This window comes from Micrococcus sp. TA1, assembly GCF_014199555.1.
Lineage (GTDB): Bacteria > Actinomycetota > Actinomycetes > Actinomycetales > Micrococcaceae > Citricoccus.
In genome coordinates this window covers 1,373,790-1,394,711 of the sequence record NZ_JACHNW010000001.1, presented here as the reverse complement: position 1 = coordinate 1,394,711, position 20,922 = coordinate 1,373,790, and the positions used below count along the sequence as shown (strand labels likewise).

The 20,922-nt window shown below is 69.9% G+C and carries 17 protein-coding genes and 2 pseudogenes; 11 read left to right on the top strand and 8 right to left on the bottom strand.

The features are described 5' to 3' along the window. Nucleotides 1–496: 496 nt before the first annotated feature. Nucleotides 497–1,495 (top strand): TerC family protein, encoded by a 999-nt coding sequence (locus tag GGQ69_RS06085; protein ID WP_183525911.1) that lies wholly within the window; start codon nt 497–499, stop codon nt 1,493–1,495. Nucleotides 1,496–1,604: 109 nt separating this feature from the next. Further along, a pseudogene (locus GGQ69_RS06080) lies at nt 1,605–1,875 on the top strand (CNNM domain-containing protein); the annotation flags it as partial. 125 nt (nt 1,876–2,000) lie between these two features. Here GGQ69_RS06080 and GGQ69_RS06075 read toward each other — a convergent pair. After that, on the bottom strand, nt 2,001–2,252 hold the full coding sequence (locus GGQ69_RS06075) for a glutaredoxin domain-containing protein (protein WP_253878101.1): 252 nt from the start codon (nt 2,250–2,252) through the stop codon (nt 2,001–2,003). Between GGQ69_RS06075 and GGQ69_RS06070 the strand changes: the two are divergent. The 6 genes and pseudogenes from GGQ69_RS06070 to GGQ69_RS16450 all read left to right on the top strand — a co-directional run. Then, nucleotides 2,200–2,442: pseudogene (locus GGQ69_RS06070) on the top strand (helix-turn-helix domain-containing protein); the annotation flags it as partial. The gene GGQ69_RS06075 and the pseudogene GGQ69_RS06070 sit on opposite strands and share 53 nt — an antisense overlap. Nucleotides 2,443–2,570: 128 nt before the next feature. Next, entirely contained in the window at nt 2,571–3,155 is a 585-nt protein-coding gene (locus tag GGQ69_RS06065; RefSeq protein ID WP_183525905.1) for a TetR/AcrR family transcriptional regulator, read from the top strand. Beyond that, the gene (locus GGQ69_RS06060; protein ID WP_183525902.1) at nt 3,152–3,520 is read left to right on the top strand and encodes a DoxX family protein; all 369 of its coding nucleotides are present in this window, start codon (nt 3,152–3,154) and stop codon (nt 3,518–3,520) included. Before GGQ69_RS06065 ends, GGQ69_RS06060 begins: the two co-directional genes overlap by 4 nt. 161 nt (nt 3,521–3,681) lie before the next feature. Next, entirely contained in the window at nt 3,682–4,290 is a 609-nt protein-coding gene (locus GGQ69_RS06055; protein ID WP_183525899.1) for a hypothetical protein, read from the top strand. A gap of 398 nt (nt 4,291–4,688) precedes the next feature. Further along, the gene (gene malQ, locus GGQ69_RS16455; RefSeq protein WP_255459428.1) at nt 4,689–6,854 is read left to right on the top strand and encodes a 4-alpha-glucanotransferase; all 2,166 of its coding nucleotides are present in this window, start codon (nt 4,689–4,691) and stop codon (nt 6,852–6,854) included. Then, nucleotides 6,851–8,098, top strand: a complete 1,248-nt coding sequence (locus GGQ69_RS16450; RefSeq protein WP_255459427.1) for a glycosyltransferase — start codon at nt 6,851–6,853, stop codon at nt 8,096–8,098. The genes malQ and GGQ69_RS16450 overlap by 4 nt, the downstream gene beginning before the upstream one ends. On the opposite strand, the gene GGQ69_RS06045 is transcribed toward GGQ69_RS16450, so the two are convergent. The 3 genes from GGQ69_RS06045 to GGQ69_RS06035 form a co-directional block, all read right to left on the bottom strand. Continuing rightward, a complete protein-coding gene (locus tag GGQ69_RS06045) occupies nt 8,083–9,012 on the bottom strand; it encodes a MaoC/PaaZ C-terminal domain-containing protein (RefSeq protein WP_255459426.1) in 930 nt (309 codons plus the stop codon). The two genes, GGQ69_RS16450 and GGQ69_RS06045, sit on opposite strands and share 16 nt — an antisense overlap. A gap of 1 nt (nt 9,013) precedes the next feature. Further along, complete coding sequence (locus GGQ69_RS06040) at nt 9,014–10,363, bottom strand: 3-oxoacyl-ACP reductase (RefSeq protein WP_183525896.1); 1,350 nt, start codon at nt 10,361–10,363, stop codon at nt 9,014–9,016. Nucleotides 10,364–10,436: 73 nt separating this feature from the next. After that, a complete protein-coding gene (locus tag GGQ69_RS06035) occupies nt 10,437–11,780 on the bottom strand; it encodes an acetyl-CoA C-acetyltransferase (protein ID WP_183525893.1) in 1,344 nt (447 codons plus the stop codon). A 94-nt stretch (nt 11,781–11,874) separates the two neighbouring features. On the opposite strand from GGQ69_RS06035, the gene GGQ69_RS06030 reads away from it, so the two are divergent. Together GGQ69_RS06030 and GGQ69_RS06025 are read left to right on the top strand one after the other, a co-directional pair. Beyond that, nucleotides 11,875–12,630 carry a TetR/AcrR family transcriptional regulator gene (locus GGQ69_RS06030; protein WP_183525890.1) on the top strand — a complete coding sequence of 252 codons (756 nt, stop codon included), beginning with the start codon at nt 11,875–11,877 and terminating at the stop codon, nt 12,628–12,630. Nucleotides 12,631–12,698: 68 nt separating this feature from the next. Beyond that, nucleotides 12,699–14,804: an acyl-CoA dehydrogenase gene (locus GGQ69_RS06025; protein WP_370577165.1), complete on the top strand. Its 2,106-nt coding sequence runs from the start codon at nt 12,699–12,701 to the stop codon at nt 14,802–14,804. A gap of 101 nt (nt 14,805–14,905) precedes the next feature. Here the strand turns inward: GGQ69_RS06025 and glgA are convergent, their stop codons facing one another. Beyond that, nucleotides 14,906–16,102, bottom strand: a complete 1,197-nt coding sequence (gene glgA / locus GGQ69_RS06020; RefSeq protein WP_183525883.1) for a glycogen synthase — start codon at nt 16,100–16,102, stop codon at nt 14,906–14,908. Nucleotides 16,103–16,181: 79 nt separating this feature from the next. Here glgA and glgC point away from each other — a divergent pair, with 79 nt between their 5' ends. After that, nucleotides 16,182–17,426, top strand: coding sequence for a glucose-1-phosphate adenylyltransferase (glgC, locus tag GGQ69_RS06015; RefSeq protein WP_183525880.1), 1,245 nt, complete (start codon nt 16,182–16,184; stop codon nt 17,424–17,426). A gap of 74 nt (nt 17,427–17,500) precedes the next feature. Here glgC and GGQ69_RS06010 read toward each other — a convergent pair whose 3' ends face one another. From GGQ69_RS06010 to GGQ69_RS06000, 3 genes are read right to left on the bottom strand one after another with little or no spacing between them, the layout of a single operon-like run. Next, nucleotides 17,501–18,349, bottom strand: a complete 849-nt coding sequence (locus GGQ69_RS06010) for a transglutaminase family protein (protein WP_183525877.1) — start codon at nt 18,347–18,349, stop codon at nt 17,501–17,503. Beyond that, nucleotides 18,346–19,269: an alpha-E domain-containing protein gene (locus GGQ69_RS06005; RefSeq protein WP_183525875.1), complete on the bottom strand. Its 924-nt coding sequence runs from the start codon at nt 19,267–19,269 to the stop codon at nt 18,346–18,348. The genes GGQ69_RS06010 and GGQ69_RS06005 overlap by 4 nt, the downstream gene beginning before the upstream one ends. Further along, a complete protein-coding gene (locus GGQ69_RS06000; protein WP_183525872.1) occupies nt 19,263–20,858 on the bottom strand; it encodes a circularly permuted type 2 ATP-grasp protein in 1,596 nt (531 codons plus the stop codon). Before GGQ69_RS06000 ends, GGQ69_RS06005 begins: the two co-directional genes overlap by 7 nt. Nucleotides 20,859–20,922: the final 64 nt, after the last annotated feature.

Here is a 20,922-nt window from a genome sequence, read left to right as displayed (position 1 = left end):
CGAACCCCTACCGCGGTGCTGTCATCGCGTTTGCCACCATGCACGGCAAAGAACAACTCGCCCGCGGACCGTTCCGCACAATCCTTGGCGCCGCGGTTCTCGCCCCGGCAGGAATCGACACCGACCAGTTCGGATCCTTCGCCGGCGACATCCCTCGTACCCTCACCCCACAACAGGCCGCACGCAGCAAAGCACTCCTCGGACTCCGCGCCGCCAGCTTCCCCGTGCCCCCGGGCCGGCACATCCTCACCAGCGCACAAGCCCTCTCCAACGCCACCCGCCTCGGCTTCCCCACCAAGGCGTCATCGTGCAAGCCCACCACGACCTGTTCAGGAAACACGGCGAGGACATGTATACTTGGAAGTCCGAGGGGAGTACTCCGCCACAGTCGGCTCGTCATTACGGTGCACGCCGCATCCCGGGCCACCGGTCCTCGATCACGAGGATGGAGAAGACCTTGGCACTGATCCGCTCACGCCACGGTTAGGACCCCGCTGTGAACATCCCCCCGCTCGTCTGGATCATCACGATCGCAGTCACGATCGCGTTCTTCGTCTACGAGTTCTACGCGCACGTGCGCAAGCCCCACGAGCCGACCATAGGCGAATCCGCCCGCTGGTCGGCCTTCTACATCGGTCTCGCGCTGCTGTTCGGCGTCGGCATCGGAATGGTGTCAGGCTGGACGTACGGCGGTGAGTACTTCGCCGGGTATCTGACCGAGAAGGCGCTGTCGATCGACAACCTCTTCGTCTTCCTCATCGTGATGACAAGCTTTGCCGTGCCGAAGATCTATCAGCAGAAGGTGCTGATGATCGGCATCGTGATCGCACTGATCCTCCGCGGCATCTTCATCGCCGTCGGCGCGACGCTCATCGAGAACTTTTCGTGGGTGTTCTACGGATTCGGTGTACTGCTGCTCTTCCTCGCCTACCGGCAGGCTTTCACACACGGCGACTCCAACCCCGCCGACGGCAGGTTCATGCGCTTCGTGCGCCGCCATATGCGCGTGACCGACGAGTACCACGGCGACCGCCTCACGATCGTGCAGCAGGGGCGCCGCTGGGCCACGCCGATGCTGCTCACCATCATCGCGATCGGCTTCGTCGACCTCATCTTCGCGGTCGACTCGATCCCGGCGATCTACGGGCTGACCGAAGAGGCGTACATCGTCTTCACCGCCAACGCGTTCGCGCTCATGGGCTTACGCCAGCTGTTCTTCTTGATCGGCGGCCTGCTGGAGCGGCTGGTCTACCTCGCGCAGGGGCTCGCTGTCATCCTGGCCTTCATCGGCGTGAAGCTGCTCATCCACGCCCTGCACAAGAACGAGTTGCCGTTCATCAACGGCGGCGAGCCGATCACGGTGATCCCCGAGATCCCGATCTGGCTCTCGCTACTCTTCATCGCCGGGACGATCGCGGTGGCGACCATCGCCAGCCTCATCAAGACCCGCGGCGACCGCCGCCCAGCCGAGCAGGTCTCAGCCGATGACACATAGAAGGAACTCTCGTGAGCATCCTGCACCGCGCTGATCCCTCCCCCGACCCCGACAGACCCGGCGCCCGGCCGATTCGGCGGGCGTACGCTGACGAAGGGCTTGACGTTCGATGAACGGCGACCTCACCCTGAACATCGCGCTGGTCATCGCCTTCGTGCTCATCGGCGGCGTCTTCGCACGCACCGAGATGGCGCTGGTCACCCTCCGCGAGAGCCAGGTCAACGCGATCGCCGCGCGCGGCCGGCGTGGTGAGCGCGCCGCCGCGCTGGCACGCAACCCCAACACGTTCCTGTCGGCGGTGCAGATCGGTGTGACCGTCGCAGGGATTCGCTTCGGCCGCCTACGGTGCGACCTCCATCGCACCGTCTGTCGCTCCGCTGTGATGCATCAGACCAGACATTGATGCAAATGCCCTGCCGAGGTTCCCGATCTCGGGGCCAACCTCTTTCAGCAACGCCACAAGTACCCACTTCTCGCTGCGGCGTGGGCTCGACCTTGCTCTCTTTCATGATGCATCAGACGGCAATATTGCTCGCTTAGCGACGCGCTCGATCTTGTCCGGTCGGAAGCCGGACCAGTGGTCCTGATCGTCGACGACCACAACCGGGGCCTGCGAGTATCCGAGTTCTTTGACGTACTCCAGCGCAGCGTCGTTCTCGGAGAGGTCCACGATGTCGTAGAGGATCCCCTTGGCATCGAGTGCCGAACCGTTCAACGTCGCCTTCGTCGCGCAGTCGCTCGGCACCAGCCGGCGCACCCTCGAACGACGAGTCCGTGCGGCGCTCAACCTCACTCCGCTCGGCTTCGTCCAACGGCTTCGCATCGAACGAGCTCGGCACCTCTCAGCAACCACGGACTTCACCTCCGCCGAGATCGCGCTACGGGTCGGCTACGCGAACGCCGAGACTCTGCGCTCCCTCCTGCGCAGGGAGCGACGCCGTTCCTGACCTATCGCCATGCCTGTAGCTTGTGTCCATTCAGGAGAGAAGGGGGGTGGAGGTTCGGATGGTGTCGATCGCGACGGGATGAGATAGGCTGAATGCGTTCAGTGAACATGTTCAGGTTAGGAAGATTCATGGGTTCGGTGCGAGAGGCGCAGAGGCGCAAGACAGAGGCTCGGGTGCTTGCTGCCGCTACCGAGCTGTTCCGCACGAGTGGGTTCGCACTGACCACAGTTCGTGACATTGCCAACGCTGCCGGAGTGAGCGCGGGCACTGTCATGTCAGTGGGAGATAAGGATGCCCTCCTGGTCGCCAGCTTCGATCAACGCATCGAGCAGGTTCATAGGGCGCGGGCAGGGAGACAAGTAACGCCGACAGATGGCGTAGTCGAGCAGATCACCGCCCTCATCGAACCGTTTGCGGAACTCTTTACCGCCGACCCTGGGCTTGCTCGCAGATACGGCTCTGTTCTCGTGACGGGCGAAACCGAGTCGGACACGTTCACGGAGCTTGCGAGCGCCCTTATCGGCGAGATCGAGATTGTGCTGCGAGGGGCCGGTTTGCCAGACACGCGACCGCTTGCAGAGAGCATCTACTTCGCCTACATCGGCCGACTCTTCACCTGGCCACCAGATCAAGATCAAGATCCGAACCAACTAAAACGAAGCCTGAAGCACATCGTTGCCGCGATCTGCCAGCCAGAGGAGACCAACGCATGATTCTCACTCCAGACATCTGGTGGCTTCCGGCGCTATTGGCTGCCACGCTCCTGTTCGATGCGGTCGCTTCGATCAGGCCACCCAAGTTCATCCGTGACTGCCTCGATGGGGTGGGCTTCCCACGCGAATGGTGGTGGACGCTCATCGTCATCAAGACGCTCGCAGTCACCGGATTGATCGTTGGAATCTGGGTTCCTGGCGTCGGCCTCGCTGCCAACGTCGGAGTCGTCGTCTACTTCCTCTGTGCGGCCGCATCACACATCATGGCCCGCTTCACTGGCATGTCGTTCTGGGTCAACTGTCTCGGAATGCTGGTGCTCTCCTTCATCGTGCTCGTGCTGTCGTTCTCCGTCCGGGGAAACTGAACTGATCGGACGCCTGGCGCGAGGGCAAGTGTGGCGGCAGAGAGCAGAGCGCAGATGTCATCTAGGAGCCGAGTCTCGGGCAGCTTGGTTCGGTGCCAGACGGGTATGCCAAGCTGGATTACATGACGTCTCGACTACCTGTTCCGCTATCGAACGACGCTGTGGAGCCAGAAGATCGCAGTCAGCCTCTGCCGTGGTGGGCGCTCCTCCTTGCCGCCGTCGCGTGGTTCGCTCTGTGGTACTTGACGCCGGGATTGCTGAGCGATGGTGTCGGGCATCTGTTCACCGACGAGCTGGCGGTGTCAGTTCTGATCGAGACGGTGCTCGCGGCGGTGCTCGCCGTAGTGCTCGTGCTGACGCACCGCCGCTACAATCGCGTCCTGTTCGCCCGATCCTGGTCGCTCTGGCTCTACGTCCTCCCCGCTGTCCTGGCGATCGCGCTGCCCTTCCACTACGAGTTGATCTTGCCCGTGTTCCTCTACATGGTCTGGATGACCGTCTCGGTGTTCTGGCAGGACTACCTCACCTTCGGGCTCTTGCAGAGCTACCTTGGGGAGCGCCTGCCGGTGTGGGGCGTGATCGTCGCCAGCGCTGTCATCTTCTGGATCGGACACGCACTGTTCATCCCCGACCGCTTCGCCCCGACGAACTGGCTCCCGAGCCTGGCGATCCTCGCGCTCGGCTTCGCACTGGCATCGCTCCGAGTGTGGCTCAAGTCGCTCCACCTAATCCTTGCTCTGCACCTATCGTTCTACTTCGCTTTCGCCTGAGCTTGATCCAGTGCGCAGCTTCCAGACCCGCGAAAAGTGCTAACGAAAGTGCTAAGCAACCTGTAGGTCGACGTATCGCGGTGGAGTTATCCACAGGTCACACACTCTAGATCGTTGATTTTATGCGGCAGAACGCCTGATCGAGATTCGCGGCGCGCGGGGGTCGAGGTCAGTTCAAGTCCCCCCTCGCGCACTGAACACCCCGGTCACCACCGGGTCACCCCGTGGGGCCGGTCATCGACCGGCCCCACGGTCGTCTCCGGGCCGGGCACCCCGCGTGCGGACACGCCCCCGGGGTGCGGCGACCCGGGACGCGGGCACCCTGCCATAATCGGGACTGTGGGACCGGCTCGTCTGCAGTCCCCGATGCTCCCGGACGTGAAAGAGGCCCACCTGCCATGACGGATGCCCGCGACCTGCTGAAGCGTCTTGCGCACGCCTACGGCGTCCAGACGTCCTACCGGGGGCATGACGGGCTGGAGCATCCCGTGGCGGACCGGACACTCGCCGCCGTCCTGGACGCCCTGGGCTGCCACGTCGATCCCGACGGCCGGGCCAGCCTGGAGGAGGCCATCGAACGACGCCGGCTCGAGCCCTGGACCAGGGTGCTGCCGCCCACCACGGTGGCCCACGCCGGCTCCGGCGGTTCCGTGGCCGTCCACGTCCCCCACGGCAGCGCCGTGACCCTCCGGGCGCGCCTGGAGGACGGCGGCAGCCGGGACCTGGAACAGCTCGAGGACTTCACCGAGCCCGAGCCGGTCGACGGCGCGCTGGTCGGCCGCGCCACGTTCCGGCTGCCCGCCGACCTGCCCCTGGGCTGGCACACCCTCGTCGCCCGCCTCGAGGACGGCAACGACGTCGAGGGGGTCCTCATCGTCGTCCCCGACCGGCTGGACACGGCCGAGACCTTCGGGGTCCGCCGGGGGTGGGGGCTGGCCGTCCAGCTCTACTCCACCCGCTCCACGCGTTCCTGGGGACTCGGTGACCTCCGCGACCTGGCCGGCCTGGCCGTCCAGACCGCCGCGCACGGCGGGGACTACGTCCTGTCCAACCCGCTGCATGCCACCGCACCGGCGCCCCCGGTGGTCTCCTCCCCCTACTCCCCCTCGACCCGCCGCTTCCTGAACCCGATGTACCTGCGCATCGAGGACCTGCCCGAGTACCAAGATCTCGATCCCGGGCGCCGGTCCGAGGTGGACGCCCTCGGGGCGCAGAGGCGCCGGGACAACGCGGACGCCGATGCCCTGGACCGCAACGCCGTCTATGGGGCCAAGCTCACGGCGCTGCGCTGGATCCACGAGGTGACCCCGACTGCCGAGCGCGCGGCGGCCTACCGGGCCTACTGCAGCGCCGAGGGTGGGGGCCTGGACGACTTCGCCCTCTGGTGCGCACTGCGCTCGGAGTTCGCACACGACGACCCGGTGTGGGACGAACCCGGGCTCGTCCCCGGCGGGCCCCTGGCGGAGCGGTACCGGGAGCAGCTCGCCGACGAGGTGGACTTCCACCGATGGATGCAGTGGCTCTGCGACGCGCAGCTGGAGTCCGCCCAGTCCGCAGCCCGGGACGCCGGCATGCGACTGGGCCTGATGCAGGACCTCGCCGTGGGCGCGGACCGGAACAACGCCGACGCCTGGATGCTGCAGGACCTGCTGGTCGGCTCCATGTCCGTGGGTGCCCCGCCGGACATGTACAACCAGCTGGGCCAGGACTGGTCCCAGTCGCCCTGGCACCCCGAACGCCTCCAGGAGACGGGGTACCGCGCCTACCGGGACATGCTGCGCTCCATCCTGCGTCACGCCGGCGGCATCCGCGTCGACCACATCCTCGGCCTGTTCCGCCTGTGGTGGGTGCCCGTGGGCGGACCGCCGACCGAGGGTGCCTACGTGACCTACGACCATGAGGCGATGGTCGGCATCCTCGTCCTGGAGGCCCAGCGGGCCGGGGCCGTCGTCGTGGGCGAGGACCTCGGCACCTTCGAACCGTGGGTCCAGGACTACCTGGCCCGCCGGGGACTGCTGGGCACCTCGATCCTGTGGTTCGAGCAGTCTGACGGCCGGCCGCGCCCGCCCCACGAGTACCGGGTCCAGTGCCTGACCTCGGTCAACACGCACGACCTGCCCCCGACGGCCGGGTACCTGGCCGGCCTCCACCTGGACCTGCGGGAGCGCCTGGGACTGCTGGCGGGAGACGCGGAGGACGAGCGGGCCCGTGCGGCCGCCGAGCGCGACGCCTACCTGTGCGCCGTCCGTGAGGCGGGGTACCTGCCGGCCGGGGACGAACCGGACCTGTCCGACCCCCAGCAGGTGGCCGACGTCGTGGTGGGACTGCACCGGTACCTCGCCCAGGCCCCGTCCATGCTGCACGGCGTCGCCCTGGTCGACGCCGTGGGCGAGACGAGGATCCAGAACCAGCCCGGTACCACCCAGGACCAGTACCCCAACTGGGAGATCCCCCTCGCCGACGCCGCCGGTCGCCCCGTGCTGATCGACGACCTCGACGCGGTCCCCGGTTTCGCCCGCCTGCTGGACGCCGTGGACGGGGAACTGAGGCACGGCCACCCATGAGCGGGTCCTCCGGGCCGGAGCCCTTCGGCATCGTGATGGTGTCCCTGCACACCTCGCCGTCCGCCCAGCCCGGCCAGGGCGACGCCGGCGGGATGAACGTCTACGTCCGTCACCTGTCCACGCGGCTCGCGGCCGCCGGGCACCCGGTGTGGGTGCTGACCCGTCGGGAGCGGGCCGGGCAGGGACGGGAGGACCTGCCGGTGCCGGACTCCCCCGGTGCGGCGCGGGCCACCGTCCTCCCGGTGCCGGCGGGACCCGCCGCCCGGATCCCGAAGGAGGAGCTGCCCCGCTGGGTGGGGGACTTCGCGGCGGCCGCCCCGGGGGTCCTGGCCGCGGCCGGGGGCTGCCAGGGTGATGACTGCCGCTGGATCGTGCACTCGCACTACTGGCTCTCGGGGTTGGCCGGGCTGGCCGTCGCGGGCTCCCTCGACGCCCCCCTGGTGCACACCATGCACACGATGGCCGCCGTGAAGAACGCCCGGGACCGGCGATCCGCCGAACCGGAGGAGCGGGAGGCGGCCGAGCAGCAGATCGCCTCGGCCGCCGCACGGCTCATCGCCAACACGCCCGCCGAACGCCAGGAGCTGATCGACCACTACGCGGCCCCCGCGGACCGCATCGAGGTCATCCCGCCCGGCGTGGACACGGAGGTCTTCACGCCCCACGGACGGGTCGACTGGCCCGGGCGCACGGCAGCGCTGAAGGTCCTGTTCGCCGGACGCGTCCAGGGCCACAAGGGCCCGCAGGTCATCGTCCGTGCCCTGGGCCGGTTCCGCCGCCGGCATCCCGAGGGGCCCACGGTGGCCCTGCACCTGACCGGTGCCACGTCCGGCCGGGGGGACCTCGACCTGGCCGCCCTCATCGAGGAGGAGGGGCTCGCGGACTGTGCCACGACCTCCGGCCCCGTCACGGCGGACGCGTTGGCGGCGATGTACCGGGCCGCGGACGTCGTCGCGGTGCCGAGCTACTCCGAGTCCTTCGGCCTGGTCGCGCTCGAGGCCCAGGCCTGCGGGACCCCCGTGCTCGCCCACCGGGTGGGCGGCCTGGTCCACGCGGTGGCGGCCGGTGAGACCGGCCGGCTCGTCGACGGGCTGGATCCGGGCGCCTGGGCGGACGAGCTGGGACGGATCGCCGCCGATCCGGCGGCCTGGCAGGGGCTCGGGCCCGCCGCGGCACGGCGGGCCCGGGGTTTCAGCTGGGACGCCATGGCCGACCGGATGATCGCGGCCTACGAATCGCTGTAGGCCGCTCCCCCTGGCTCGATCCGGCCGGTGAAGTGCGGCTTGCCGCTCCTGGCGTTCCACGCCGTCACCTCGGTGACCCGGGCGGTACCCGCACCGGAGCGCGTGACACCCAGGGACACCGATCCGGGCAGCAGCACCGGGGTGGCGAACGAGATCGACCAGGAGTGCCCGGCGCCGGCCGGTTCGCGGCCCGCGAGCATCCGTCCGGCCAGGTACATGCCGTGCGCGATCATGCCCTTCTGGCCCAGGGCGCGCGCCGCGAGCGGATGGAGGTGGATGGGGTTGTAGTCCCCGGAGACCGCGGCGTAGTCCCGACCGGTGGACTCGGGCAGGCGCCAGCGCGCCGTCAGCTCCGGGGCCGCGAATTCCTCGCGTGGGAGGCGGTCCGCCCGGGGATGCCCGGCCAGGCGGACACCCCGGCCCAGGTAGGTCGAGGTCCCCTCCCAGAGCAGGACGGGGCCCTCCCCGGGGCGGTCGCCGTCCGGTCCGTGCACGGTGATGACCAGGTCCACGGTGGTACCGGCGGGATGGGGCGCCAGGCCGGTCGCCGAGGCGGCGACCTCCAGCGGCACCCCGGCGGGAACGGGGCGGTGGTGCCGGACCCGGTTCTCCAGGTGCACCATCCCCAGCAGGGGCAACGGGAAGTCCGCCTGTGCCATGAGGTCCATGGCGGCCGGGAAGCCCGCGATGTGCACCAGGACCGAGGGCAGGTCGGCCGGGTCCAGTGGCCCGGTGCCGGGGAACAGCCCGGCGTAGGCCGTCACGAGGTCCTCACCGATGACGTGGTCGTGCACCAGGAGGGTGCGCGCCGGCAGGGACTGCGTCCGGCGGCGCCTGAGCAGGGCATCCCGGGCGGCCGTGGACAGGGCCACCCGGTAGCTGGTGGCCAGTGGGGTCATCGTCTCGCGCTCCATCTCAGGCCCCCATGATCCCCTGGCCGCACACCCGCAGGGTGGCGCCGGAGGTCCCGCCGGCGGCGTCGGAGACGAGGAAGGAGACGGCCTCGGCCACGTCGACCGGCCGGCCGCCCTGGGAGAGCGAGTTCATCCGGCGGGCCACCTCACGGGTGAGGAAGGGGATCTTCGCGGTCATCTCCGTCTCGATGAACCCGGGGGCCACCGCGTTGATGGTCCCGCCACCGGTCATCAGCGGCGCGGTGGCCGAGACCATGCCGATGACCCCCGCCTTGGAGGCCGCGTAGTTCGTCTGTCCGGCGTTGCCCGCGATCCCCGAGGTGGAGGCCAGCGAGGCGATGCGCAACCCGGCCGCGACGACGCCCTTGCCGGCCGCCGCCAGGAAGACGCGGTTCATGGCCAGCTGGGACTCGATGTTCACGGCGATGACGGAGTCCCACCGGGCCGCGTCCATGTTCGCCAGCTTGCGGTCCCGGGTGATGCCGGCGTTGTGGACCACGACGTCCATTCGCCCGTGGCGCTCCCGGCAGTGCGCCAGGATCCGCTCGCCGGCATCCGGCGCGGTGATGTCCAGTTGCAGTGCACTGCCGGACAGTGCGTTCACGACGTCGGCCAGCCCCTGACCGGCGGCCGGGACGTCCACCCCGACGATCGTCGCACCGTCGCGGTGGAGCGTCTCCGCGATGGCGGCACCGATCCCCCGGGCGGCACCGGTGACGACGGCGACCCGACCCGCCAGGGGCCGGTCCCAGTCCCGGGGGGTCGCACCGCCGTCGGTGGCGACCGGGATGAACTGGCCGGAGACGAAGGCGCTGCGCCCGGAGAGCAGGAAGCGCAGCGCGCCGGCGGCACCCGGGGCCCCCAGCGAGACGCCCTCCCCGAGGATGATCCCGTTGGCCGTGCCCCCGTGGCGCATCTCGTGAGCGAGGGACCGGGTCAGCCCCTCCACGCCCTTGCGGGCGGCGCGGACGGCCGGATCCGGGATGCCGGCCGGATCCCGGTACACCGTGACCACCCGCCCCGAGCCGCCCAGCTGGCGCTGGACGGACCCCAGCTCCAGGGCGGTGGCGGACAGGTCGGCCGGGGTGGACACGTCGTCGAAGGCGGCGACGACGGCCCCGTAGCGGTCCTGCGTGGCCGGGTGGCGCCGCACGTCCTGGCCCCAGTCCAGCAGGTGGGCGGCCGCCTCGTCGGCGGCGGGGCCGCCGCCGAGGACCAGCACCGGACCCTCCACGAGGGGGGCTCCGGGCCGGTGGCGGCGCAGGATGGCGGGCTGGGGCAGGCCGAGGGCCTGGGCCAGCCTGTGTCCCAGCGGCCGGTTGACGAGGGCGGTGTAGGAATCGGTGCTCACGGGATCTGTGCTCCTGGGGGCCGGGTGGAGGTGGCGGGCAGGGGGTTGCGGGGCGGGGGTTGCGGGGTGGGGCTCAGCGGCCTCGGAGGATCGCCACGATGCCCTGGCCGCCCGCCGCGCAGACGGAGACCAGCCCGAGCGAGCCCGGTCCCTTCTCGTGGAGCATCTTGGCCAGCGTGGCGGTGATCCGTCCCCCGGTCGCCGCGAAGGGGTGGCCGGCGGCCAGCGAGGAGCCGTTGACGTTGAGCCGGGCCCGGTCGATCGGTCCGAGGGGGGCGTCCAGGCCGAGCCGCTCGCGGCAGAACTCCTCGTCCTCCCAGGCCTTGAGCGTGGCCAGCACGGTGCCGGCGAACGCCTCGTGGATCTCGTAGTAGTCGAAGTCCTGCAGGGTCAGGCCCTGGCGCCGCAGCAGTCGGGCCACGGCGTAGGCGGGGGCCATCAGCAGTCCCTCCTGCCCGTCGACGAAGTCGACCGCCGCGGTCTCGAAGTCCACGAAGTCCGCCAGCACCGGCAGTCCACGTGCGGCGGCCCAGTCCTCGGAGCCCAGGAGCACGGCGGAGGCACCGTCCGTCAACGGCGTGGAGTTGCCGGCCGTCATGGTGGCCTCGTCGCCCAGGTCGCGGCCGAAGGCCGGCTTGAGTGAGGCGAGCTTCTCCAGGGTGCTGTCCGCCCGCAGGTTGTTGTCCCGGGTGAGCGTGCCGAAGGGGGTGACGAGGTCGTCGAAGAAGCCCCGGTCGTAGGCGGCGGCCATGTGGTGGTGGCTGGCCAGGGCCAGTTCGTCCTGGGCCTGGCGGGTGATGCCCCAGCGGTGGGTGGTACGGGCCTGGTGCTCGCCCATGGACAGGCCGGTGCGGGGCTCCTCCGTGCCGGGGGCCTCCGGTGCCAGGTGGCCGGGGCGGAACCTCAGGACGGCCTTGATCCGGTCCTGGACGGTGCGCGCGCGGTTCAGGTCCATCAGGACGGACCGGGCGGCGTCGTTGAAGACGAGGGGGGCGTCGGAGATGCTGTCCACGCCTCCCCCGATCGCCGAGTCGAGCTGGCCCAGGCGGATCTTGTTGGCCAGCCCGCCGATGGCCTCCATGCCCGTGGCGCAGGCGATCTGCACCTCGTGGGCCGGGGTCGAGTGGTCGAGGACGGTGCCCAGGACGGACTCGCGGGTCAGGTTGAAGTCGCGGCTGTGCTTGATGACGGCGCCGGCGGCGACCTCCCCGATGCGTTCCCCCTGCAGGCCGAACCGGGGCACCAGCCCGTTCAGTGCGGCGGTCAGCAGGTCCTTGTTGCTCGCGGAGGCATACGCGCCGTGCGAACGGGCGAAGGGCGTCCTGTTGCCGCCGATGACCACGGCCTGGCGCAGCGGACCGCCGGCGATGGCGGCGGTCCCGGTGCTGGAGGTCTGCTGTTGGGGGTTCTCGGTCATGGTGATCCCTTCGGGTGGTCACGGCGGGCCGTGGCGCGGACGGAACGTGTGAGGTGGGTTACTGGAACCCACAGTACCTGATACGCTCAGTATCGTGAACAGCGCAGCCCAGGGCCGGCACCCCCTCCAGTCGCCGGCCTCCCCGTCGTCCGCCCCGGCCGCGGCGGACGGCCGCAGCACGCGCTGGGACCGGCATCGTCAGCAACGCCGCAGCGAACTGATCCGCGCCGCCCGCCACGCCGTGCACGACCTCGGCCCCCAGGCCTCGATGGACGAGATCGCCGCCCACGCGGGGACGTCCAAGAGCGTCTTCTACCGGTACTTCGGGGACAAGAACGGCCTGCAGGTGGCCGTGGGGCAGCGCGCCATCGAGTTCATGGAGCGCGAGCTGCTGACCGCCGCGGAGGCCTCCGAGAACGCCCTGGACGGCCTCTACGCGATGATCTCGGTCTACCTGCGGCTCGCGGAGTCGTCCCCGCACGTCTATGCCTTCTCAACCCGGTTGCCGCCGGAGGCCGCCGACGCGGCCGCCCTGGACGGCTCCCAGCCGGCGGCCATGGCCGACTTCTCGGACCGCATCGCCGCCGTGATGGACGTGCACTTCCGGACCTACCTGAGACAGCAGGGCCGCGAGCCGTCCGAGGGGTCGGCCACGTGGTACTGGCCCCGTGCCGCCATCGGCATGGTCCGGTCCGCCGGGGAGACCTGGCTGGCCACCCCTCCCGGTCCGGGCAGGCCCGAGGCCGACCGCCTCGCCCGCAAGATCACCTCGTGGCTCACGGCCGGACTGGCCGGGACCTACGCGCCCCAGCACTCCTCCTCCCCCACTCCCCGACAGGAGACGTCATGACCACCACCCCTGATTCCACCGTCCTGGCCGGAACCGCCGAGGCCGGAGCGGCCCACCCGGACCCCGCCATGGACGGTGTCGCCGTCTCACCCGTTCCGGACACCGACCAGGCCGCGGTGCCGGTCGCGGCCTCCAGCGCGGTGTCACCGGCCGAACCCGGTGGACTCGACATGGACCGGATCCAGGACCTGTTGCTCGGACGGTGGGCCGCGGAGCGCCGGCAGTCCCGGGAGATCGTCAAGGACCCGCGCCTGCACAAGGTCGAGGGACTGCCCATGGACGAACACCGCGAACGGGTGCTCGGACAGCTGGGACTGCTCGTGGACCTGGGCGTCGTCCAGAAGGCGTTCCCCGCGCACCTGGGAGGCGAGGACAACCATGGCGGGAACATCGCCGCCTTCGTGGAGGTGGTCACCGCCGATCCCTCCCTGCAGATCAAGTCCGGCGTGCAGTGGGGCCTGTTCGGCTCGGCCATCATGCACCTGGGCACCCAGGAGCACCACGACAAGTGGCTGCCCGACGTCATCAGCCTGAAACTGCCCGGGGCCTTCGCCATGACGGAGATCGGCCACGGCTCGGACGTGTCCTCCCTCGCCACGACCGCCACCTACGTGCCGGAGACCGACGAGTTCGAGGTGCACACCCCCTTCAAGGCCGCCTGGAAGGACTACCTCGGCAATGCGGCCCTGCACGGCAAGGCCGCCGTGGTCTTCGCCCAGCTGGTCACCCGCGGCGTGAACCACGGCGTGCACGCCTTCTTCGTGCCCCTCCGGGACGAGTCCGGGGCGTTCCTGCCGGGCGTCGGCGGCGAGGACGACGGGCTCAAGGGAGGACTCAACGGCATCGACAACGGACGGCTGCACTTCGATCGCGTCCGCATCCCCCGCACGAACCTGCTCGACCGGTACGGCTCGGTGGCCGATGACGGCACCTACTCCTCCGACATCAGCTCCCCGGGGCGCCGGTTCTTCACCATGATCGGCACCCTGGTCCAGGGCCGGGTGTCCCTGGCGCTGTCCGGTGCGGCCGTCTCGGCGCTGGCCCTGAAGGCCGCGGTCACCTACGGCAACGAACGTCGGCAGTTCAACGCGACCTCGGACACCCATGAAGAGGTCCTGATGGACTACCAGTTGCACCAGCGGCGGCTGATCGACCGGCTGGCCCGCACCTACGCGGACGCGTTCGCCGGCAACGAGCTGCTGGAGAAGTTCGACTCCGTGTTCTCCGGGGAGTCCGACTCCGACCAGGACCGGCAGGAGCTCGAGACCCTGGCGGCCGCGATCAAGCCGCTGGCCACCTGGAACGCCCTGGACACCTTGCAGGAGGCCCGCGAGGCCTGCGGCGGGGCCGGCTTCATGGCGAAGAACCGGTTCGCGTCCCTGCGGGCGGACCTCGACATCTACGTCACCTTCGAGGGGGACAACAACGTCCTGCTCCAGCTGGTGGGCAAGCGGCTCCTGGCGGACTACTCGAAGGAGCTCTCCGGGTTCTCCGTGGGGGCCCTGTCGAAGTTCGTCGCGGCCCGGGCCACCGAGGCGGTCGTCCACCGGTCCGGCCTGCGCCGGGTGGTCCAGTCCGTCCAGGACGCCGGGTCGGAACGCAAGAGCGCCAACTGGTTCAAGGAGACCGCGGTCCAGCGCGCCCTGCTGGAGGACCGCGTGCGCACCAAGACCGGCGCCGTGGCCCAGGCGCTGCTCCCGGTGGCCAGGAAGTCACGCGCCGAGCAGGCGGCCACCTTCAACCGCCACCAGACCGAACTCATCGACGCCGCCCGGAACCACGCCGAACTGCTCGAGTGGGAGGCCTTCACCCGGGCCGTGGAGCGCGTGGAGGACGATCACACGCGTCAGGTCCTCACCTGGCTGCGGGACCTCTTCGCACTGCGGGTCATCGAGGACGACCTCGGCTGGTTCCTGGAGAACTCCCGCATCTCACCCCAGCGTGCGCGCACCCTGCGCCAGTACATCAACCGCCTGGCCTACCGGCTGCGGCCGCACGCCCAGGACCTGGTGGACGCCTGGGGCTATGCTCCGGAGCACGTCCGGATGGACGTGGCCACCGGCGAGGAGGCCCGGCGCCAGAACGAGGCCGCCGAGTACTACCGCATCCTGCGGGCCAGTGCCGACGCTCCCGTCCCGGAGAGGTCCGTGCAGGGCACGCGCTCCCACCGCTGAGCCGAGGGACACCGCGGCGCCGCACCGCCCCGCACCGTCCCGGACGCCGAGGCCCCGGTCCCTGCCGTCGTGCAGGGGCCGGGGCCTCGTCGACACGGTGCTCAGGCCAGGACGGCGGAGTAGACCTCGAGCGTGCGGTCGGCGATCGACTCCCAGGAGAAGTGGTCGATGGCCCGCTGGCGTCCCGCGGCACCCATGCGCGCGGCCTGCTCCGGGTCACCCAGGACGGCGGTGAGGGCGTCGGCGAAGTCCGCCACGAAGCGCTCCTCCTCCAGCGGTGTCCCGGTGCCGTCCGTGGCCTGTTCCAGGGCCACGAGCCGCCCGGTGACGCCATCCTGGACGACCTCCGGGATCCCGCCGACGGCCGAGGCCACCACGGCGGTCCCGCAGGCCATGGCCTCCAGGTTCACGATCCCCAGCGGTTCGTAGATCGAGGGGCAGGCGAAGACCGTGGCGGAGGACAGGATCTGCACGACGTCCCTGCGGGGCAACATGCCCTCGATGACCACGACCCCGTCGCGGGTCCGCTGCAGGTCCTGGATGAGCGCGTTGACCTCGGCCGCGAGCCCGGGGGTGTCGGCGGCGCCTGCGCACAGCACGATCTGGACCTCGGGATCGAGGCGTGCCGCGGCCCGGAGCAGGTACGGCACGCCCTTCTGGCGCGTGACCCGGCCGACGAACGCCACGGTGGGGCGGGCCGGATCGATGCCGTGCCGTTCCAGGGCGTCCGTCTCCGGCTGCGGGGTCCACCGGTCGGTGTCGATGCCGTTGTGGACCACCCGCACCTTGTCCGGGTCGATGTCCGGGTAGGCGGCGAGGATGTCACGGCGCATGCCCTCGGACACCGCGATGACGGCGGCCGCGGAGGCGTAGGCCGTCGCCTCCGCCCAGGAGGAGACCCGGTAGCCCCCACCCAGCTGCTCGGACTTCCACGGCCGCAGGGGCTCCAGGGAGTGCGCGGAGAGGATGTGCGGCACGCCGTGGAGCAGCCCGCCGAGGTGGCCCGCCATGTTCGCGTACCAGGTGTGGGTGTGGATGAGGTCGGTCCCCGCCAGGTTCTCCAGCATCACCAGGTCGGTGCCGAGGGTCTGCACCGCCGCGTTGGCGTCCTGGAGCCCCCCGGGCACCCGGTAACTGGTCACGGAGGCGCCGTGGTAGTCCGGGTCGCGGTCCTCGCCGAAGGCATGGACGTGCAGCTCCGTCCGGGGCGCGAGGACCCGGGACAGCTCGGCGACATGGACGCCCGCGCCTCCGTAGATGGCCGGGGGGAACTCCTTGGTCACAATGTCTATCCGCACGACTACAACGTAGTCCAGAGTGACGAAGTCCCGTTACTGTGAAGGAAGTTCACTACATCGACGGAACGGGATGAAGGAAATGCCTCAGAAGAGGGTGCTGGCGATCGTCCTGGCGGGCGGCGAGGGGAAGCGGCTGATGCCGCTGACGGCGGACCGCGCGAAACCGGCGGTGCCCTTCGCCGGCAGCTACCGGTTGATCGACTTCGCCCTGTCGAACCTGGTCAACTCCGGGTACCTGAAGATCGTGGTGCTCACGCAGTACAAGTCGCACTCACTGGATCGGCACATCTCCGAGACCTGGCGCCTCTCCACCCTCCTGCAGAACTACATCGCGTCCGTCCCCGCCCAGCAGCGTCGCGGCAAGGACTGGTTCCTGGGCAGCGCCAACGCCATCTACCAGTCGATGAACCTCATCCATGACGCCCGTCCGGACATCGTCGTCGTCATCGGCGCCGACCACGTCTACCGGATGGACTTCCAGCAGATGGTGGACCAGCACATCGCCTCCGGCGCCTCGGCCACGGTGGCCGCGGTGCGCCAGCCCCTGGAGCTGTCCTCGTCCTTCGGCGTGATCGAGACCCGTCCGGAGGATCCGACGATGATCGAGCGCTTCGTGGAGAAGCCCCCCACGACGCAGGGCCTCGCGGACGATCCCACCCAGTTCCTGGCCTCCATGGGCAACTACGTCTTCACGGCCGACGCGCTCGTGAACGCCATCAACGAGGACGCGAAGATGGAGGACACGGACCACGACATGGGCGGTGACATCGTGCCGTGGTTCGTCGGGCAGAACGACTGCGGGGTCTACGACTTCACGTCGAACCAGGTGCCCGGGGAATCGGGAGGATCCCACTACTGGCGGGACGTCGGCACCCTGGACGCGTACTACGACTCGCACATGGACCTCGTGAAGCCGTGGCCCGACTTCAACCTGTACAACAGCGACTGGCCGATCTTCACCAGCCAGTCGGTGTCCCCGCCCGCCAAGCTGGTGCGGTCCGCCACCAAGCGGCCCGGCACCGCGGTGGACTCCATGCTCTCCCAGGGCGTCGTCGTGTCCGGCGGCACCGTGGCCCAGTCGGTGCTCTCCACGGACGTGCGGGTCAACAACGAGGCGTGGGTGGAGCAGTCCGTCCTGCTGGACGGCGTGGTGGTCGGCAAGGGCGCCAAGATCCGCAACGCCATCCTGGACAAGAACATCGTCGTGCCCGAGGGCGTGCAGATCGGGTTCGACCGCGCGGAGGACGAGTCCCGCGGTTTCACGGTGACCGACTCCGGCCTGACCGTGCTGGCGAAGGGCCAGTTCGTGCCGCCCCTGACCTGATCAGCTCCAGACCAGAACAACCCTGATCCCTTGTAGTCACTGACACAAGGAATCAGGGTTGTTCTGGTGCGGGATCAGGCCACCTGGCGCATGAGCACCTCGACGGAGAGGCGGGAGCCCTGTCCCCCGGACACGATCCCCTTCAGCGGGGTCACGTCGCGGTAGTCGCGGCCGCGGCCCACGAGCACGTGGAGGTCGCCGGCCGGCTTGGTGTTGGTCGGGTCCCACGTGTGCCAGGCGCCGTCCCACCATTCCAGCCAGGCATGGGACTGTCCGGCCACCTCGGTGCCCAGCGGCACCGAGGGCTTCGGGTGGATGTACCCCGAGACGTAGCGCGCGGGGATGCCGAGGGCGCGCATCATGCCGATCCCGATGTGCGCCAGGTCCTGGCACACGCCCTTGCCGGTGGCCAGGGCATCCTCGGCCCCGGAGGTCACGGCGGTGACGCCCGGCTGGTAGGACATGGCCTCGTCGAGCCATTCCAGCACGTTGCGGGCGCTCTGGTGCGGCCGCGGGGCGCGCAGGGCGCGGGCCCGCTCGCGCGCGTCGTCGCCCGGATCGGACAGCCGGGTCTGCGGCAGGAAGTCGGAGAACTCGTGCACCGTCTCCGTCGACTCCATCCGGTCCCAGTCCGCCAGGTCGTCGTCCGGCACGAGCGGATCGGCGCGGTGGACCTCCACCGTGGCGGAGGCGAGGACCTCGAGGGTGTCGTGGGGGACGTGGACGTCGAACGAGGTCACCCGGGTGCCCCAGTAGTCGCGGTAGGTGGTGGCCACCGCCTGCCGGGGCGTGATGGTGATCGAGGACTCCAGGGTGATCTGCTGGGCGTCCGTCACCGGGGTCATCCGGGCCTCGTTGTACGAGGTCGTAGCCGGGCTGTTGTACGCGTAGTTGGTCCGGTGCGTGATGTGCAGGCGGCTCATGAGACCTCTCCCACCCAGGACAGTTCCTGACCCCGGGAAAAGTACTTGTTGGTGATGGCTTCGGAGGCCCGGGCGCAGGAGAGCTGGACCTGGTGCAGGAAGATCGGCAGCGAGGCGGCCAGCTGGTCCGGGGTCGAGTACTCCAGCGTGGAACGCATCTCCCCCACGATCCGCCGAGCGTCATCCATGAAGCCTACGCGCTGGTAGGACGGGTCCAGGGCCATCAGGCACTCCTCGGCGTCCTGCAGCGCGCGCAGCACGGAGCGCGGGAAGAGCCGGTCCAGCAGCAGGAACTCACCGGCGTGCTCCTCGCCCACGGTGGCCCGCTGGGTGCGCAGGAAGGACTCATAGGCCCCGGCGCACCGCAGCATGTTGACCCAGGACAGGCCGAGGGCCTCGGACTCGCGGGTGGCGAGCATGCGGGCGGTCATGTCGGCCCGCTCCAGCGAGCGGCCCAGTTCCAGGAACAGCCAGGCCTCGTCATGGCTCATGGTGGAGTCGGCGAGACCGCGGATCATGGCGGTGCGCTCCAGCACCCAATGGCAGAACCGATAGGTGCCGACCATGTCCCGGCGGTGCTGGCCGAGGCCGTACCACGTGGTGTTGAGCGCCTCCCAGAGGGAGGACGAGACGGTCTCGCGCGCCCGCCGGGCGTTCTCCCGGGCCGCGCCCAGGGAACCGGCGACGGAGTGCGTGCTGGTCCGGGTGTAGGCCAGCGTGTTGAGCAGGGAGCCCAGCGTGTACTCCTCCGGCTGCGGGACGCCCATGATGGTCAGCAGCTCCCGGGTGACGGTCTCCTGTTCCTGGGCGCTCGCCCCGTTGAGCCGTTCCAGGTGCACGTCGAGGATGCGGGCGGTGCCGTCGGCGCGCTCCACGTAGCGGCCGATCCAGAACAGCGACTCGGCGATGCGGCTCAGCATGATGCCCCTCCCTGTTGTTGCTGCTGCTCGGGCAGCAGTCCGATCTCGTCCAGGGGACTCTGCGACTGCCCCTCGGGCCAGTCGTCCCCGACCACGTGCACCTGTGGCTCGGGTTCCCGGTGGGCCGCGGGGCGCGCCTCCGCGCCGGTGCGGGCCATCACCCAGGTGTCCTTGGACCCGCCGCCCTGGGAGGAGTTCACGATCAGCGACCCCTCCTTCAACGCCACGCGGGTCAGCCCGCCGGGCAGGACCCAGACGTCGTGCCCGTCGTTGATGGCGAACGGCCGCAGGTCCACGTGCCGGGGGGCGAAGCGGCCCCCGGCCAGGGTCGGCACCGTGGACAGCTGCAGCACCGGCTGGGCGATCCAGCCCCGGGGTTCGGCGAGGACCTTGCGGCGCAATTCCTCGAGCTCGGCCGGTGAGGCGTCAGGCCCGATGACGAGGCCCTTGCCACCGGACCCGTCGACCGGCTTGACCACGAGCTCGTCCAGGCGGTCCATGACCTCCTCGCGGGCCTCGGGCTCCTCGAGCCGGAACGTGTCCACGTTGGGGACGATGGGATCCTCGCCCAGGTAGTAGCGGGTCAGGTCCGGCATGTAGGTGTAGACGAGCTTGTCGTCGGCCACGCCGTTGCCCACCGCGTTGGCGATGGTGACGTTGCCGGCCCGGGCGGCGTTGACGATCCCCGGGACCCCGAGGACGGAGTCGGAACGGAAGTGCAGGGGGTCCAGGAAGTCGTCGTCGATCCGCTTGTAGATCACGTCCACGCGCCGCTCGCCGTCGGTGGTTCGCATGTAGACCTTGTTGGCCCGGGTGACCAGGTCACGCCCCTCGACCAGTTCCACGCCCATCATCCCGGCCAGCAGGGTGTGCTCGAAGTAGGCGGAGTTGTAGACCCCCGGGGTGAGCACCACGACGACCGGGTCCTCGATCTCCGACGGCGCCGACGTGCGCAGCGCGGCCAGCAGGCGACGGGGATACTCCTCGACGGGACGGACATTGACGGACCCGATGGCCTCGGGCAGGCCCTTGGACATCGCCCGCCGGTTCTCCAGCACGTAGGAGACGCCCGAGGGCACCCGGACGTTGTCCTCGAGGACGCGGAAGGTCCCCTCGGCGTCGCGCACCACGTCGATGCCGGAGACGTGCACGCGCACTCCGCCGGCGGGGCGGAAGCCGTGGACGGCGCGGTGGAAGTGGGCGCTGGTGGTGATCAGCGACCGGGGCACCACCCCGTCCCGCACCACCGACATCGTGGAGTAGACGTCGTCCAGGAAGGCCTCCAGCACCCGCACACGCTGGGCCACGCCCCGCTCCAGGACCTCCCAGTCGTCCGCGGGGATGACGCGGGGGACGATGTCCAGGGGCCAGGCCCGCTCCTCGCCCGCGTAGTCGAAGGTGACGCCGCGGTCCAGGAAGGTCCGGGCCATCGAGTCCGCCCGGGCGGTGACGTCGTCGAGGGAGAGCTCGTCCAGGGCACGCTGCACGGGACGGTAGTCCTGGCGCAGCGTGAATCCCGGGGCGAACATCTCGTCCCACGCGTCGCCGCGCTCCAGCGCCTCGGCGTATGCGGCAAACAGGTCTGACATGTCCACCAGCATTCCACGGCCCGGCACCGCAACGGGACATTTCGCGCGGGTGCCGGTCCACGGC

Bases quoted from the DNA above. Each gene is read 5' to 3' on its own strand.
- GGQ69_RS06035 (WP_183525893.1), bottom strand. From the start codon at position 11,780: ATGACCGAGAACCCCCAACAGCAGACCTCCAGCACCGGGACCGCCGCC.
- GGQ69_RS16450 (WP_255459427.1), top strand. From the start codon at position 6,851: ATGAGCGGGTCCTCCGGGCCGGAGCCCTTCGGCATCGTGATGGTGTCC.
- GGQ69_RS06025 (WP_370577165.1), top strand. From the start codon at position 12,699: ATGGACGGTGTCGCCGTCTCACCCGTTCCGGACACCGACCAGGCCGCG.
- GGQ69_RS06065 (WP_183525905.1), top strand. From the start codon at position 2,571: ATGGGTTCGGTGCGAGAGGCGCAGAGGCGCAAGACAGAGGCTCGGGTG.
- GGQ69_RS06010 (WP_183525877.1), bottom strand. From the start codon at position 18,349: ATGAGCCGCCTGCACATCACGCACCGGACCAACTACGCGTACAACAGC.
- GGQ69_RS06005 (WP_183525875.1), bottom strand. From the start codon at position 19,269: ATGCTGAGCCGCATCGCCGAGTCGCTGTTCTGGATCGGCCGCTACGTG.
- GGQ69_RS06045 (WP_255459426.1), bottom strand. From the start codon at position 9,012: ATGGAGCGCGAGACGATGACCCCACTGGCCACCAGCTACCGGGTGGCC.
- malQ (WP_255459428.1), top strand. From the start codon at position 4,689: ATGACGGATGCCCGCGACCTGCTGAAGCGTCTTGCGCACGCCTACGGC.
- GGQ69_RS06060 (WP_183525902.1), top strand. From the start codon at position 3,152: ATGATTCTCACTCCAGACATCTGGTGGCTTCCGGCGCTATTGGCTGCC.
- GGQ69_RS06000 (WP_183525872.1), bottom strand. From the start codon at position 20,858: ATGTCAGACCTGTTTGCCGCATACGCCGAGGCGCTGGAGCGCGGCGAC.
- glgC (WP_183525880.1), top strand. From the start codon at position 16,182: ATGCCTCAGAAGAGGGTGCTGGCGATCGTCCTGGCGGGCGGCGAGGGG.